Here is a 15,078-nt window from a genome sequence, read left to right on the forward strand (position 1 = left end):
CAATAGATTTACGGCCCCGGCGAAAATCGGGGCCGTAAATGTGTGCAAATTCAATTAGGGCCAGTTCGCGATACAAATAGCCAATTCGCGCAATTGAGAATGTTCATTGCGCGGCTCGGCCGCCCCCGCTCATTGCGCGGCTCGGCCGCCCCCGCTCATTGCGCGGCTCGGCCGCCCCCGCTCATTGCGCGGCTCGGCCGCGGCGCCCGATCGGGACCCGCAACACCGCCTCCGTGCCCCCGTCGCGTCCGTCGCGCATATCCAGCGACCCATCGAGCTCCGCGGACACCAACGTCCGCACGATCTGCAGACCCAACCGGTCGGACTTCTCCAGGCTGAACCCCACGGGTAGACCACGGCCGTCGTCGTGCACGATGACGTCGAGCCACCGCGCCGAGCGCTCGGCGCGGATCGTGACACAACCCTGCTCCTTCGATCCGTCGAAGGCATGCTCGATCGCGTTCTGCACCAGCTCGGTGATGACCATGATCAACGCCGTGGCCCGGTCGGCATCGAGCACCCCGAGATCGCCGACACGGGCGATACGCATCGGACTGTCCACTGTCGCAACGTCATTCATGATCGGAAGAATCCGGTCCACGACCTCGTCGAGGTTGACCTCCTCGTCCACCGACATCGACAGCGCGTCGTGCACCAGCGCGATGGACGACACGCGGCGCACCGATTCCATCAGCGCCTCGCGACCCTCGGCGTTATTGGTGCGCCGGGCCTGCAGGCGCAGTAGCGCCGCGACGGTCTGCAGGTTGTTCTTCACCCGGTGGTGGATCTCACGGATGGTGGCGTCCTTGGACAGCAGCGCGCGGTCGCGACGCTTGACCTCGGTGACATCGCGGATCAGCACGATCGCGCCGACGGGCTTGCGGCGCACCACCAGCGGCAGCGTGCGCAGCAGCACAGCGGCACCGCCCGCGTCGACTTCCATGCGCATGCTCGACCCGCCGCTCAGCGAGTCGCGCACGTGCTCGGCCAGTTCCTCGGCCTCGAACGGATCGGAGATCAGCGGTCGCGTCACCTCGACGAGGTCGTGGCCCTCGAGTTCGGCGGGCAAACCCATCCGGTGATAGGCCGATATCGCGTTCGGGCTGGCGAACACCACCACGCCGCCCTCGTCGAGGCGGATGAAACCGTCGCCGACGCGCGGGCTGGAACGCGACACCGCAAGATCGCCGACGTTGGGAAAGGTGCCCTCCGACACCATGTGCAGCAGATCGCCCGCAGAGTCCAGGTATGCGCTTTCCAGCGGGCTGGCTTTGCGCGACGCCAACGCCGTCTGGTGGGTGAGCACCGCCACGACCTCGTTGTCGTAGCGCACCGGCACTGCCTCCACGTTCAGCCCAGATGAAACCGGTTGTCCCGCACTGTCTCCCACGCCGATACTGCCCGACTCGAACGCCGCGGCGACGACGGGCATATCGCTGGGCGCCGCCAGCGTGCTGACCGCGTCGGCCAGCAGCACCGTCGGCGCGGTGTTGGGCCGTACCTGCGCCACGCACACCAGGGAGTCGTCGTCGCGGCGGACCCACATCAGGAAGTCGGCGAAGGACAGATCGGCCAGCAGCTGCCACTCCCCCACCACCGCGTGCAGATGATCAACCGCGTTGCCGGGCAACACGGTGTGCTCGGCAAGCAGGTCACCGAGAGTCGACATCGGGGGTTACTCCGGTACCGCGGCGGCGGTCACCCGCGTCAGCTGATCACCGCGATGAGATCGCCGGCCTGGATCACGTCCCCGACGGAAACGCTGACCTTGCTGACCGTGCCTGCCACCTCGGCCAGCACCGGGATCTCCATCTTCATCGACTCCAGCAGCACCAGGGTGTCGCCCGCACCGATCTGATCGCCCTCGTTAACCACGACCTCGAGCACACTGGCCACGATTTCCGCGCGAACATCCTCGGCCATCTTCACCCCTTCGGAGTACATGTCGTGGGCATCCCGATCCGGCTGCCTGCCGCGTCTATCGAACCACAACCACGCGATGGCAGCGGTGTCGGCGGGCCATGACACAATGGTTTGGCTGCGTCCGCCGGGCGGCGGACCTCTCAAACCCTTGACTTATACGGAGGAACATCATGGCCAAACGTGGCCGTAAGAAGCGTGACCGCAAGCACACGAAGGCCAACCACGGAAAGCGGCCGAACGCCGGTTCGAAGTCGGTGCGTTAACCGCCGCGGATGATGGTGGTGCGGCTGATCTCGATGCGCAGCCGCTCGCGAAGGCTCTCAGGGGCCTTCTCACCGCCGCATTTCTTGGCGATCAAATTCTTGACCCGCTCCTCGACGCCGTAGTGCCGTAAGCAGGCCGGGCAGGCTTCGAGGTGCTGCTTGAGCTTGTCGCGGGTCTCGGCCGTGCATTCGCCGTCGAGCAGCATCCAGACCTCGGCAATCACCGCGGCGCATTCGGGATGGTCGGGGTCCACCGGACCGACCGGCGGGGTCCATCGCTCGTCGGAATCCGAACGCTCGCTCATGAGGACACCTCCTCAGGGGTGTCCAGCTGTCCCCGGATGAAGCCACGGTCGCGCGCCACATCGGCGAGCAGCTCGCGAAGCTGGCGCCTGCCCCGGTGCAACCGGGACATCACCGTGCCAATCGGTGTGTCCATGATCTCGGCGATCTCCTTGTATGGAAAACCCTCCACGTCGGCGTAGTACACCGCCATCCTGAAGTCCTCCGGCAAAGCCTGCAACGCTTCCTTGATCTCGCTGTCGGGAAGCCCCTCCAGCGCCTCCACCTCAGCTGACCGCAGCCCCGTCGAGGAGTGCGAGGCGGTCTCTGCCAGTTGCCAGTCGGTGATCTCCTCAGTGGGATACACCGCCGGCTGCCGCTGCTTCTTGCGGTAGCTGTTGATGTAGGTGTTGGTCAGGATGCGGTACAGCCACGCCTTCAGGTTCGTACCCTCACGGAACGAGCGAAAGCCGGCGTAGGACTTCACCATGGTTTCCTGCAGCAGGTCCTCGGCGTCGGCGGGATTGCGCGTCATGCGCAGCGCACCGCCGTACAGCTGGTCGAGCAGCGGAATCGCGTCGCGCTCGAACCGGGCTGTCAGCTCCTCATCGGTTTCTTGACGTTCGGGCGCCGACGTTTCGGGCGCGCCGTCGCGCGCTGCGCCGTCGGAGTCGGTCATCGTGGGGAACACCGTCCCTTCTGTCGTGGTGCCGCCGAAAAGGTCAGCCAAATCCACCGGACGTACTCGCACGTCCATGGCCATCGTGGGCACCGAGACCCCCTTCTCGCAATCCTAGAGGTAGTAACCGACATCTGACCCGGCCGTCCAAAGCAGCCGGGTTCTGGTCCGAATAACAAGACGACCACCTGCAGTTGTTCCCTGCCGGGCACAAAACGGGCGGTCCACCACCGCGGCACTAGGCTGAGCCGATGGCGCGCGCGGCGACCCCGGCGATCAGGGCCCTGCTGGGTGCCGAGATTCCCCACGAGGTGCTTCAGTACGACCACGATCCCCGCCACGAGTCCTACGGCGAGGAAGCCGTCCAGGAACTCGTGCGGGTCCAGGGCGTCGACCCGCAGCAGGTGTTCAAGACGCTGGTGGTGGCCTCGGAGGCGTTGCCAAAGGGCCTCGGCGTCGCGGTGTTGCCCGTGCCCGCGAAACTGTCGCTGAAGGCCGTCGCGGCCGCACTGGGCGTGCCAAAGGTGACGATGGCCGAACCGGCCGCGGCCGAACGCGCCACCGGCTACGTCGTCGGGGGAATCTCGCCGTTCGGCCAGCGCAAGGCGCTACCCACGGTGGTCGACGCATCCGCGATGCGGTGGAACCGGGTGCTGTGCAGCGCCGGAAAGCGCGGTTGGGAGGTCGCGGTACACCCGCAGGACCTCGTCGGTCTCAGCGCGGCCGTCGTCGCCGACATCCAAGCCTGAAACCGGCCGCGAACGTGGGTTACCGACACGTCCTCGCGCCCGAGGCGTGACAAAAGGCCACACTCGGCGGTCGGACGGCGTGCAGGTCATAGGGTGAGCCCATGTCGCTATCCGGGAAAACCATGTTCATCTCCGGCGCGAGCCGCGGTATCGGCCTCGCCATCGCCAAGCGTGCGGCCGCCGACGGTGCCAATATCGCGCTGGTCGCCAAGACCGCCGAGCCGCACCCCAAGCTGCCGGGCACGGTGTACACCGCGGCCAAAGAAATCGAGGAGGCCGGTGGGCAGGCGTTGCCGATCGTCGGCGACATCCGCGACGGCGACTCGGTGAGCGCCGCGGTCGCCAAGACGGTCGAGCAGTTCGGCGGCATCGACATGTGCGTGAACAATGCCTCGGCGATCAACCTGGGTTCCATCACCGAGGTGCCCCTCAAACGCTTCGATCTGATGAACGGCATCCAGGTGCGCGGCACCTACGCGGTTTCACAGGCGTGCATTCCACACATGATCGGCCGTGACAATCCCCATATCCTGACGCTGTCACCGCCGATCCGGCTCGAGCCCCAGTGGCTCAAACCCACCGCATACATGATGGCCAAGTACGGAATGTCGTTGTGCGCGTTGGCAATCGCCGAAGAGATGCGCGAGCAGGGCATCGCATCGAACACGCTGTGGCCGCGCACCATGGTGGCCACCGCGGCCGTTCAGAACCTGCTCGGCGGGGACGAGGCGATGGCCCGGTCCCGCAAGCCCGACGTCTACGCCGATTCGGCCTACGTCGTGTTGAACAAACCCGCGCGCGAGTACACCGGCAACAGCCTGCTGTGTGAGGACGTGCTGCTGGAATCGGGTGTCACCGACCTCTCGGTGTACAACTGCGTCCCGGACGCGCAGCTGGGCGTCGACCTGTGGGTGGATACGCCCAACCCGCCGGGATACACCGGGCCGTAGCGAGGTGCTCAACGGCGACGACTTCGAACTCGACGGGGGGCGGCACGACGCGCAGACCAGCCGGTACAAGCGCGAACTGCCGGAGCACTGGTGCTTTGACGGCCGCGCGTTCGGCGGGTACACCTCGGCGCTAGCGCTCGCCGCGATGTTCGAACACAGCGGCAGGCCGGCAGCGGCATCGCTTTCGGTGACGTTCGTGGAGGCCGGTGTGCCCGGGCCGGTCGAGCTCGTCGCACGGACCGTCCGCGACGGTAAGGCCGCCCACGCGGTGGAAGCCACGATCAGCCAGGGCGGCCGCACCATCCTCATCGCGAGCAGCTGGCTGGCCGACGGTTGGCTCGGTCCGCCCGCAGTGAACCCCCCGGTTCCCTTCGAACGCTACGGAACCGCGACGTCACCATTGCCCGATCCCGCCGAGGGCACGGCGCTGGACTGGCTGCGAGACGAGTGGGCACCGATGCGGTTCGCGCACCGCCGGGGCATCGACTACCCCGACAGCATGACCCGATTCCACCGTGGCCGACCCGAGGTGGCGCTGTGGGTGGCGGTCGATCACGGCCAAGCCGACGGTGATCCCCTGCGGCATCCCCAGATCGGTGACGTGCTGCACGCCGACGCCCACCTGTTCGACTCCCCCGGGCAGGTCACCGGCTTCGTGGACGCGTGGCTGCTCAGCCTCGACCTCACGGTCACCTGGCGGCCCGGGGCCCACCTCGTGCCCTCGACGACGTGGCGGCTGTTCGAGGGCCGCGGATCGGTAGCCACCACCGCGGTGACGGCCTACGGCTCGCTGCGCGCCGACGACGGTTCCCTGCTGGCGGTGCTGACGTCACAAGGCCTGGTGCGCTGAGCGTTTCAGGTCGATTCCTGGTTCACCATGGCGTGCACGCTGTCGGCGAACGCCGCCGTGGTGAAGCAGGTCGGCTCGGCGAACTCCTCGAGGGTGAGCGCGTCGGCCCAGTCCGCGTCCGCCGCCGCACGCAGCAGCGGTTTGGCCATCGCGACCGCATGCGGCGGCATTTCGGCGATCCGCGAACACCATTCGTCGGCCGCGGCCATCAGGCGGTCGTGGGTGAGCACTTCCTGCACCAGTCCCAGGCGGTACGCGGTATGGGCATCGATGTGGTCGCCGCGCAGGTAGTACGCGAACGCTCCCTGATATCCCAGCCGTCGGGTCAGCGCCCAACTGGTACCCACCTCCGGTATGAGGCCCAGCCGCCCGAACGCGGGCACGATCACCGCGCGCTCGCTGGCGATCACCAGGTCGCAGGTCAGGGCCCACGCCAGCCCGACCCCGGCCGCCGCGCCGTTGAGCGCGGCGATGAACACGGTCTCTGAGCCGGCGATCAACCGGGCGATGCCGCCGAACTCACGTCGAATCCACCGCCAGACGTCGGCCGTACCTTCGGGCGCGCCGAGCTGTTCGACGGCGGTGTCCATCATCTTCAGGTCACCGCCGGCGCTGAAGCCGGGATCCGCTCCGGTCAGAACCACCGAGCGCACATCCGGGTCAGCGTCGAGATCCTGTAGGGCACACCGAAGTTGGCGTACCAGCGGGGCGGACAGCACGTTGAGCCGCTTCGGCTCGTCGAGCGTTACCACCGCTCGATCACCGCGGCGCTCGACCCGCACACGCCGTGGCGCCTCGGGGTCATCGCCGGAGGCCACCATCGTCCGGTACAGCGATCCTGACGGCGTCATACTGTGTCCTTTCGGGGAATTTCGTTGGTGCGCAACGCTGTCCACGCAGCGTCGGCAAAGGTTTGGACCACATCGGCCGGCATCGTGACCTCGGCGCCCGAAATCCAGTGGCGGCTGAACTCCTGTGCCGGACCCAGCCACAACGCGGCGGTGACGCCGATGCGCATCGGTTGCAACATCCCGTAGCGCTGGTGTGGACGCCACCAGTCGCGCACCGATCCGAAGAACGCGGCATTGGACTCGCGCAACCGTTCACTGTCGAGCCGGTCCCCGAGCAGCAGCGTCGCCTCGCCCCGATGCGTGCTCACCCAGTCGAGGTGGTAGACGACGCCACCGCGGATACCGCCTTCAGCGGTGTCATGGCCGCGCAGCGTTGCGAGGAACCCGGCCTGGTACTCGGCGATCAGCTGCGCATAGACGGCGGTGGCCAGCGCGAGCTTGTCGGGAAAGTGGTGATACAACGCGCCGACGCTGACGTCGGCCTCGCGACGCACCTGATCCAGCGTGGCGGACAGCGCACCGTCGGCGGCGAAGCGTCGGCGCGCGACGGCAAGCAGCCGGCTCCGCGCGTCTGATCCCGCCGCACTCCCGGGCACGAGGAATACTCTAGCCGAACCGAGGAATCCTCTGTCAAGATGGCGGGGGCCGGTCGCCGGCGGGGTCAACGGGCTTCAGGCCATGCAGACGTCGGTGCCGAACAGCATCAGCGGCCACAGCAACGTCGTCTGCACGAAGGCCGCGATGTCGGCGCCGGCGGGCAACCGGGTCTGCAACGCAACCTCGATGGCGCGCACCTGCTCGGCATCGAAGAACGCCCACACCAGTCCGATCAGCAGATACGGAATCGAGAGCCACATCGCGACCTCGATCATCGCCTCGACACTCACCCGACGGCTCAGCACCCGGCGCAACATCGTCACACCAGCGCGCGCTGCTGCCGCACCCGGCGTCGCACGTCGGCGAGAAGGACGTAACTGCCGCCCTGGCGAATGAACACGGGGAGAAACCTGTTGCCGAAAGCGACGAGCAGAAACAGCCTTTCGAAATAGCGCTGCTTGAAATCGCTCCACCGCAAACCCATGGCGTCACGGAACACCGGAGCCAGAAAACCCGTCGTGAGGAACTTCACGAGCGGTCGAAACGGAAGGCCGAGCACGGGATTGATCATCTTCAGGTTCAGCATCCGCATCAGATAGTCGCGGACCCGGTCGTCGACGGCGACCTGGCCGCAGGCCTGGTTCCAGTACGCGTCGAACTCAGCGCGGGTGGGCGGCCACTGGTCCTCGCTGACCTGCAAGGTGGTGCCCAGCGTCCATGCGGATCGGTAGAACTGCTCGGACCGTTCCGGCGTCATCTCGCCGCGCAGCAGTTGATAGGTATCTTCCAGTCCGACGAAAAGACATGCCGCAACCCACATCTGAAGATCACGGTCGAAGGCGTTGTAGCGTACCGGGCTGTCCGGTGTCGACTGCACGTGTCGGTGCGATCCGTTGACGGCCTCCCGAAACGCCGCGCGGTCCTGCGGTGTCCCCAGAATCGCCACCGCCAGATACTGGAACGTCGTTCTGGCGCGCTTCCATGGATGTTTGAGCAGGTTCCCGGAATCGACCTTGCTCTCCAAGACGCCATATCCGACGCCTGGGCGGGACAGTTGCATGACGACATTGGCGGGTCCTGCGGCAAATGCCCAGAAGTCCATCGCATCGGACGCCGTGACCGGTTCGGTGTCCCAGCGCGCGGTGCGTCGGCGGATGGTGATGCGGTTGGTGGCGGTCGTCATGTCATGCACACCGTGGAGAACAGCAGCACCGGCCACGTGGCGACCGAGCCGAGAAGCGCGATCAGCCGGTTCACACCCTCGGCGTTGATGGAGTTGATGTAGTCGAGGTGAAACGCCGTCCAAACCGCTCCGACCACGAGGTAAGGCACGGCGAGGATAATGGCGGTACCGATCCACTCGGCGATCGTCATCTCGAAGGCCAAAACCTTGCGGACTGCGGTGAGCACACCCATATGTTAATCGCGATTCATGTCTGCCATGGCCGTTTCTGCCAGAGGGGGCGCATGAGTTCGGGGGCGGATGTGAATCGAAGTTCCTACAGCAGGGTGGCCTGTTCGGGTTCCGGCTCGGCCGGCTCGATCAACTCCGGACCGTTGTTGCGGACGTTGTTGACCAGCCGAGACACTTCACGCACCTCGATGCGGTCCAGGTCGCCGTGACCACGCAATAAACCCTCGTCGATCGGGGCGTCGGGGTCCAGCCAGCGGTTCCAGTCGTTTTGGCTGATGCTCAGCGGCATCCGGTCGTGAATGTCGGCCAGCGGCCCGGCCGCGTCGGTGGTGATGATCGTGCAGCTCAACAGGGGCGCAGCGTCCTTCGGCGCGCCCTTGGGCCGCCACGTCGACCACAGCCCCGCCATGAACAACGGTTCACCGTCACTGCCGTACATGTAGAACGGCGTTTTGGCGCCTTTCTCACCGCGCCATTCATACCATCCGTCCATCGGCACCAGGCAGCGCTTGTTCTTCGCCGAGGCGCGAAACGCCGGCGAAGTGGTCACCTTGTCGGCGCGCGCGTTGATCAGCAACGGCCCCTTGGTGTCCGGGCCGCCGTCGTCCGTGGTCTTGGCCCACGGCGGCACCAGGCCCCAGCGCATCGAGCGCAGCCGGCGCGTGGCCTCGTCGTCGGGGTCGGTGTGGCGTTTGACGAGGGAGGTGATCGTGGTGGTCGGCGCGACGTTGTAGTTAGGTCCGGCCGCGTCTTTCTGGGCCGCCGCCTCTTTCTGGGCCGCCGTGGTCTCGTCGATCGCCTTGATCTTCTCGGCCAGCACCGCGGGATCCGTGGTCACCGCGAATCGTCCACACATACGTCCATGGTGGCAGAAGCCGGTGACACGCAGGGGCAAGCAGGGGCAGGCAGAGATCAGGCAGGATATATAGCCGTGAGCACCTGGCAGGCACCGTCGATGTCCAGTCCCGTGCATGCCACGGTCACGGTGCCCGGTTCGAAATCGCTGACCAACCGGGCGCTGGTCCTCGCGGCGTTGGCGACGCCGTCGGGCCCCTCCACCGTCAGCGGGGCGCTGCGCAGCCGCGACACCGACCTGATGATCGCCGCGCTGCAGGCGCTGGGCGTCACGGTCGAGGGCGACGCCGACGAGTTGACGGTCAGCGGCGCGATCGACCCGCCACAGGGCGCACATGTCGACTGCGGGCTGGCGGGCACCGTGCTGCGGTTCGTGCCGCCGGTCGCCGCGCTGGGCACCTCGACGGTCACCTTCGACGGTGACGAGCAGGCCCGCAGCCGTCCGATCGCGCCGCTGCTCGACGCGTTGGGCAGCCTCGGCGTGCAGATCGACGGGGATGCGTTGCCGTTCTCGGTCCGCGGCGACGGGTCGGTCACCGGCGGCACAGTCCAGATCGACGCGTCGGCGTCATCGCAGTTCGTTTCCGGGCTGTTGTTGTCCGCGGCGGCGTTCACCGACGGCGTGACGATAGTGCACACCGGTGAGACCGTCCCGTCGGCGCCCCATGTGGCGATGACGGTGGCGATGCTGCGCGATGCGGGCGTCGACGTCGATGACCGCCAGCCCAACCGGTGGCGCGTTGCCCCCGGCCCGGTCGCCGCGCGGCACTGGACCATCGAACCCGACCTGTCCAACGCGGTGCCGTTTCTGGCGGCCGCGGTTGTCACCGGTGGCACGGTGCGGATCATGGGCTGGCCCAGAACCAGCATCCAGCCGGCCGACTCGATCATCAAGATCCTCAAGCGGCTGGGTTCCGTTGTGCAGCACAGCGATACCTATCTCGAGGTAAGCGGCCCACATGCTTACGGCGGCTTCGATATCGACCTGAACGAAGTCGGTGAGCTGACCCCGGCCATCGCGGCGCTTGCGGCGTTGGCGTCGGAGGGATCGGTGTCGCGGCTGCGCGGTGTCGCGCACCTGCGCGGCCACGAAACCGACCGGCTCGCAGCGTTGTCGGCGGAGATCAACGGTTTCGGCGGGCAGTGTGAAGAGACACCCGACGGGCTGGAGATCACCGCGCGGCCACTGCGCGGTGGGTTGTGGCGCGCCTATGCCGATCACCGGATGGCAACGGCGGGAGCCATCGTCGGGTTGCGGGTGCCCGGTGTGGAGGTCGACGACATCGAGACGACATCGAAGACGCTGCCCGACTTCCCGCACCTGTGGGCCGACATGATGTCCGGGCAGGCACTCAACCCCGAGGCAGGCGCTTGAGCCATCGCGAGTACGACGAGTCCGATGTCCGGGTGCGGCCCGGCCGAGGTTCACGGCCGCGCACCAAGATCCGGCCCGACCACGCCGATGCACAGGAAGCCATGGTGGTGACCGTCGACCGCGGGCGGTGGGGCTGCGCGCTCGGCGGTGACCCCGCCCGTCGCGTCACCGCGATGCGCGCCCGCGAACTCGGCCGCACCCCGATCGTCGTCGGCGACGATGTCGACGTGGTCGGTGACCTGTCGGGCAGACCGGACACCCTGGCGCGCATCGTGCGCCGCGGGAAACGTCGAACGGTCCTGCGGCGCACCGCAGATGACACCGACCCCACCGAACGCGTCGTGGTCGCCAACGCCGATCAGCTGTTGATCGTGGTCGCGCTGGCCGACCCGCCGCCGCGCACAGGCCTGGTCGAACGCGCGCTCATCGCCGCCTACGCCGGCGGTGTGCAGCCCATCCTGTGCCTGACCAAGACGGATCTGGCCGCGCCTGAACCGTTCGCGGCGCAGTTCGTCGACCTCGACCTGACCGTGGTGACCGCCGGACGCGACGATCCCCTCGACACCGTGGCGCCACTGCTGGCCGACAAGGTGACGGTGTTACTCGGGCACTCCGGGGTCGGCAAGTCGACATTGGTCAATCGTCTTGTGCCCGAAGCAGAACGGGCGACCGGCGAAGTCACCGACATCGGCAGGGGCAGGCACACGTCGACGCAATCGGTGGCGCTGCCGTTGAGCCACGGCGGCTGGGTCGTCGACACGCCGGGCATCCGTTCGTTCGGGTTGGCCCATATCGAACCCGACGACGTGGTGCTGGCGTTCTCCGATCTGGCCGAGGCCGTCGAGCAGTGTCCGCGCGGTTGCGGGCACATGGGCCCGCCGGCGGACCCGGAATGCGCCCTCGACGCGCTGTCGGGACCCGCCGCGGGCCGCGTCGCAGCCGCACGACGACTGCTGGAAGCCCTGCGCGAAAAATAGATCTCTATGCGAGCGTGCGTGTTTGCACCCGACACGCCGTACGGTTTCCCGATTCTGTGCACGCTCGGCGACCCTTAGCGCCGTAGGGTTCGTGGGTGTCCGAACAGGATTTTCTGCACCGCACCCGCCACGGATACGACCTGACCGCCAGGACGTACGCCGAGCGTTTCCACGAGCATCTGCGCGCCAAGCCGCTCGATCGCGCGATGCTGGCAGGTTTCGCCGGGCTGGTGGAACGCGGCGGCATCGTCGCCGATATCGGATGTGGCAGCGGCGCTACAACGCAGCTGCTGACAGACCTCGGATTGGATGTCGTCGGTATCGACTTGTCGGCCAACATGATTGCCGAGGCCCGCGATCGCATCCCCGGCGTGCCCTTCCACGTCGGTTCGATGACCGATCTCGAATTCGACGACGGCCGGTTCCACGGCATCTGTGCGTGGTACTCGGTGATCCACATTCCCGACGAGCAGCTTTCGCACGTCTTCGCCGAGTTTCGCCGGGTGTTGCGACCCTACGGGTGGCTGCTGCTGGCCTTCCAGGTGGGTGAACAACCCCGCGTCTTCCATGAAATGTTCGGCCAACACGTGTCGTTGACGTTCTACCGGCGACAGCCCGACACCGTTGCGCTGCTGCTGGAGCAGGCCGGCTTCACACCGTACGCGGGCCTGGTTCGCGAGCCAGACGATGACGGCTTCGAATCCACGCCACACGCGTATCTGATGGCGCAGAACCAAGCATCGGCTTAACGGCGACGCGCCCGAAGGCGTTACACGCTCGCGGCGAGCGTGCGAATTGTTGGCGTATTGAGCGGCGTGTCACCCCCAGACACGCACGCTCGCGCCCGAAGGCGTTACACGCTCGCGGCGAGTCGCTTCTGACGACGCCGTGCCCTGACCGCCGCGATCGAGGACTTCAGCCCGCGACGCTGAGCCGGTTCCAGTTCGGCGAACATCCGCTCGCTGCGGGTTTCGGGTGCGTCGTCCGGGGTGTCGCGCAGGTACTTGTCTGGCAAGGACAGCTTCGCGATGGTCCGCCACGTCTTTCCGTACTGCACGAGGAAAGACCCTGTGGTGTAGGGCAAATCGTACTTGTCGCAGATCTGGCGCACGCGGATCGAGATCTCGTGGAGCCGGTTGCTCGGCAGGTCCGGATACAGGTGATGCTCGATCTGATGGCACAGGTTGCCGCTCATGAACCGCAGCACCGGACCGTTCTCGAAGTTCGCGCTGCCCAGCATCTGGCGCAGGTACCACTGTCCCTTGGACTCGCCGACCATATCGGTCTTGGTGAACTTCTCTGCGCCGTCGGGGAAATGGCCGCAGAAGATCACCGCGTTGGACCACACGTTGCGGATGACATTGGCCACCGCGTTGGCCGTCAGCGTCGACCTGAACGTCGCGCCGGGTGACAGTGACGTCAGCGCCGGATAGGCGACGTAATCCTTGACCAACTGCGAGCCGGCTTTGCGAGCGAACTCCTGTGCGCGAATCTTGCTCTCGTCGCGGTTGTCCCGACCCTTGAAGATCTTGCCGAGCTCGACGTGCTGAAGTCCGACGCCCCATTCGAAGCCGAGCGCGAGAATCGTGTTGTACAGCACGTTTCCGAGGTTGAACGGCTTCCACTTGGCATCGCGGGTGACGCGCAACAGGCCGTAGCCCACGTCGTCGTCCATGCCGAGGATGTTCGTGTACTTGTGGTGCATGAAGTTGTGGGTGAAGCGCCAGTGCTTGGACGACCCGCTCATATCCCACTCCCACGTCGAGGAGTGGATCTCGGGATCGTTCATCCAATCCCATTGGCCGTGCATGACGTTGTGGCCGATCTCCATGTTCTCGATGATCTTGGCCACGCCGAGCGTGACGGTGCCCGCCCACCATGCCGAGCGGCGCGAGCTGGCGGCCAGGACAAGCCGTGCCGCGATCTCGAGTGCGCGCTGACCGGCGATGGTGCGCCGGATATAGCGCGCGTCGCGCTCACCACGCGAGTCTTCAATGTCTTGGCGGATCGCGTCCAGTTCGACGGCCAGGCTCTCGATGTCGGCGTCGGTCAGGTGCGCGAACTCCGGTACGTCAGTAATCGCCATGGTCAGCCTCCTCTCGCGGGCCTACGTTACCGTAACCTACGTACCCGTAGGTTACCAGCCAGTAAACCTCAAACATCGAGTACACAATCACCGGATGCGGCGGAAATGCAGGTTTGGATCCGGCTGCCCGGTTCGTGTTCGACGCCCGAGCGCAGGTCCCGGACGTGACCGTCGAGCAGGCCCACCACACAGGACTGGCAGATGCCCATGCGGCAGCCGAACGGCATGCGGATACCCACCTGCTCACCGGCGTCCATCAACGGCGTCGCGGCGTCGACGGTGACCGACTTACCGCTGCGCGCGAACTCCACCGTGCCGCCCTGCCCGTGCACCGCAGCCCTCGATACCGCGAACCGCTCCAGATGTAAGCGCTGGGCCAGGCCGGCAGCGCTCCACACGCGTTCTGCGGAGTCCAGCATCCCCTCGGGTCCGCAGGCCCAGGTCTGGCGCGCTTGCCAGTCGGGCACCTCGTCAGCCAACCGGGACAGGTCAAGACGCCCCTGCTCCCGGGTAATGCGCGTGCGCAGCGAGTAGCCGGCATGCGCGGACGCCAACTCACCGAGTTCGGTTGCGAACAACACGTCGGATTCCGTTGGCGCCGAATGTAAGTGGATGACATCGGTGATCTGGTCACGCCGCACCAGGGTGCGCAGCATCGACATCACCGGCGTGATGCCGGACCCGCCGGTGAGGAACAGCACCTTGGGTGGGGCCGGATCGGGCATGACGAAATTGCCCTGCGGCGCGGCCAGCCGCACGATCGTTCCAGGCGCTACCCCGCTGACCAAATGGGTCGACAGGAACCCCTCGGGCATGGCTTTGACCGTGATCGTGATGGTTTTCTTCTCGGCGACCGGGCTCGACGTCAGCGAATACGACCGCCACCGCCAGCGGCCCTCGACCAAGACGCCGATGCCGATGTATTGGCCCGGTTCGTAGTCGAAGGAAAAGCCCCACCCCGGCTTGATCACCAGGGTCGCCGAGTCGACGGTCTCCCGACGCACATCGACGACCCGGCCTCGAAGCTCGCGCGCCGACCACAACGGGTTGGCGAGCTTGAGGTAGTCGTCGGGCAGCAACGGGGTCGTAACCCGCGCAACGACGTTGCGCAGGGCGTGCAGGGCCGGATGCCGCGCGGCGCCGGCGATCGTCGGCCGGTCGGTGTCGCGGACGTTGGCCGAGACTTTGATGGAATTCTTGGCCACGAACCTACGCTACCGTAACCTA

The 15,078-nt window shown here is 66.6% G+C and carries 19 protein-coding genes; 7 read left to right on the forward strand and 12 right to left on the reverse strand.

Annotation, left to right across the window (positions count from 1 at the left end; translation table 11 throughout):
* Nucleotides 1-181: 181 nt before the first annotated feature.
* Entirely contained in the window at nt 182-1,669 is a 1,488-nt protein-coding gene (locus tag ABQE93_RS07770; RefSeq protein WP_448407108.1) for a two-component system sensor histidine kinase PdtaS, read from the reverse strand.
* Between the two features lie 38 nt (nt 1,670-1,707).
* Nucleotides 1,708-1,923 (reverse strand): biotin/lipoyl-binding carrier protein, encoded by a 216-nt coding sequence (locus ABQE93_RS07775; RefSeq protein ID WP_448395092.1) that lies wholly within the window; start codon nt 1,921-1,923, stop codon nt 1,708-1,710.
* Nucleotides 1,924-2,093: 170 nt separating this feature from the next.
* On the opposite strand from ABQE93_RS07775, the gene ABQE93_RS07780 reads away from it, so the two are divergent.
* On the forward strand, nt 2,094-2,186 hold the full coding sequence (locus ABQE93_RS07780) for a 50S ribosomal protein bL37 (RefSeq protein ID WP_090355725.1): 93 nt from the start codon (nt 2,094-2,096) through the stop codon (nt 2,184-2,186).
* On the opposite strand, the gene rsrA is transcribed toward ABQE93_RS07780, so the two are convergent.
* Together rsrA and ABQE93_RS07790 are read right to left on the reverse strand one after the other, a co-directional pair.
* A complete protein-coding gene (rsrA, locus tag ABQE93_RS07785; protein WP_448407107.1) occupies nt 2,183-2,491 on the reverse strand; it encodes a mycothiol system anti-sigma-R factor in 309 nt (102 codons plus the stop codon). The genes ABQE93_RS07780 and rsrA overlap by 4 nt on opposite strands.
* Nucleotides 2,488-3,147, reverse strand: a complete 660-nt coding sequence (locus tag ABQE93_RS07790; RefSeq protein ID WP_448407288.1) for a sigma-70 family RNA polymerase sigma factor — start codon at nt 3,145-3,147, stop codon at nt 2,488-2,490. Before ABQE93_RS07790 ends, rsrA begins: the two co-directional genes overlap by 4 nt.
* A gap of 251 nt (nt 3,148-3,398) precedes the next feature.
* On the opposite strand from ABQE93_RS07790, the gene ybaK reads away from it, so the two are divergent.
* The 3 genes from ybaK to ABQE93_RS07805 all read left to right on the forward strand — a co-directional run bounded on the left by ybaK (nt 3,399) and on the right by ABQE93_RS07805 (nt 5,696).
* Nucleotides 3,399-3,896 carry a Cys-tRNA(Pro) deacylase gene (gene ybaK, locus ABQE93_RS07795; protein ID WP_448407106.1) on the forward strand — a complete coding sequence of 166 codons (498 nt, stop codon included), beginning with the start codon at nt 3,399-3,401 and terminating at the stop codon, nt 3,894-3,896.
* Between the two features lie 101 nt (nt 3,897-3,997).
* A complete protein-coding gene (locus ABQE93_RS07800; RefSeq protein WP_448407105.1) occupies nt 3,998-4,846 on the forward strand; it encodes an SDR family oxidoreductase in 849 nt (282 codons plus the stop codon).
* 4 nt (nt 4,847-4,850) lie between these two features.
* Nucleotides 4,851-5,696 carry a thioesterase family protein gene (locus ABQE93_RS07805; protein WP_448407104.1) on the forward strand — a complete coding sequence of 282 codons (846 nt, stop codon included), beginning with the start codon at nt 4,851-4,853 and terminating at the stop codon, nt 5,694-5,696.
* Between the two features lie 5 nt (nt 5,697-5,701).
* Here the strand turns inward: ABQE93_RS07805 and ABQE93_RS07810 are convergent, their stop codons facing one another.
* The 6 genes from ABQE93_RS07810 to ABQE93_RS07835 form a co-directional block, all read right to left on the reverse strand.
* Nucleotides 5,702-6,547, reverse strand: a complete 846-nt coding sequence (locus ABQE93_RS07810) for an enoyl-CoA hydratase/isomerase family protein (RefSeq protein ID WP_448407103.1) — start codon at nt 6,545-6,547, stop codon at nt 5,702-5,704.
* Entirely contained in the window at nt 6,544-7,143 is a 600-nt protein-coding gene (locus ABQE93_RS07815; RefSeq protein ID WP_448407102.1) for a TetR/AcrR family transcriptional regulator, read from the reverse strand. Before ABQE93_RS07815 ends, ABQE93_RS07810 begins: the two co-directional genes overlap by 4 nt.
* Before the next feature lie 75 nt (nt 7,144-7,218).
* Nucleotides 7,219-7,461, reverse strand: coding sequence for a hypothetical protein (locus ABQE93_RS07820; RefSeq protein ID WP_448407287.1), 243 nt, complete (start codon nt 7,459-7,461; stop codon nt 7,219-7,221).
* 2 nt (nt 7,462-7,463) lie between these two features.
* Complete coding sequence (locus ABQE93_RS07825; protein WP_448407101.1) at nt 7,464-8,327, reverse strand: oxygenase MpaB family protein; 864 nt, start codon at nt 8,325-8,327, stop codon at nt 7,464-7,466.
* A complete protein-coding gene (locus tag ABQE93_RS07830) occupies nt 8,324-8,560 on the reverse strand; it encodes a hypothetical protein (RefSeq protein WP_448407100.1) in 237 nt (78 codons plus the stop codon). Before ABQE93_RS07830 ends, ABQE93_RS07825 begins: the two co-directional genes overlap by 4 nt.
* A gap of 83 nt (nt 8,561-8,643) precedes the next feature.
* Nucleotides 8,644-9,414 (reverse strand): SOS response-associated peptidase, encoded by a 771-nt coding sequence (locus tag ABQE93_RS07835; protein ID WP_448407099.1) that lies wholly within the window; start codon nt 9,412-9,414, stop codon nt 8,644-8,646.
* A 99-nt stretch (nt 9,415-9,513) separates the two neighbouring features.
* On the opposite strand from ABQE93_RS07835, the gene aroA reads away from it, so the two are divergent.
* The 3 genes from aroA (at nt 9,514) to ABQE93_RS07850 (ending at nt 12,514) form a co-directional block, all read left to right on the forward strand.
* Nucleotides 9,514-10,788: a 3-phosphoshikimate 1-carboxyvinyltransferase gene (gene aroA / locus ABQE93_RS07840; RefSeq protein ID WP_448407286.1), complete on the forward strand. Its 1,275-nt coding sequence runs from the start codon at nt 9,514-9,516 to the stop codon at nt 10,786-10,788.
* The gene (gene rsgA / locus ABQE93_RS07845; protein WP_448407098.1) at nt 10,785-11,765 is read left to right on the forward strand and encodes a ribosome small subunit-dependent GTPase A; all 981 of its coding nucleotides are present in this window, start codon (nt 10,785-10,787) and stop codon (nt 11,763-11,765) included. Before aroA ends, rsgA begins: the two co-directional genes overlap by 4 nt.
* A gap of 95 nt (nt 11,766-11,860) precedes the next feature.
* Nucleotides 11,861-12,514, forward strand: a complete 654-nt coding sequence (locus ABQE93_RS07850) for a class I SAM-dependent methyltransferase (RefSeq protein WP_448407097.1) — start codon at nt 11,861-11,863, stop codon at nt 12,512-12,514.
* A gap of 104 nt (nt 12,515-12,618) precedes the next feature.
* Here ABQE93_RS07850 and ABQE93_RS07855 read toward each other — a convergent pair whose 3' ends face one another.
* Nucleotides 12,619-13,851: a fatty acid desaturase family protein gene (locus tag ABQE93_RS07855; protein ID WP_448407096.1), complete on the reverse strand. Its 1,233-nt coding sequence runs from the start codon at nt 13,849-13,851 to the stop codon at nt 12,619-12,621.
* Nucleotides 13,852-13,919: 68 nt separating this feature from the next.
* On the reverse strand, nt 13,920-15,056 hold the full coding sequence (locus ABQE93_RS07860) for a ferredoxin reductase (protein WP_448407095.1): 1,137 nt from the start codon (nt 15,054-15,056) through the stop codon (nt 13,920-13,922).
* Nucleotides 15,057-15,078: the final 22 nt, after the last annotated feature.

This window comes from Mycolicibacterium sp. XJ662, assembly GCF_053484035.1.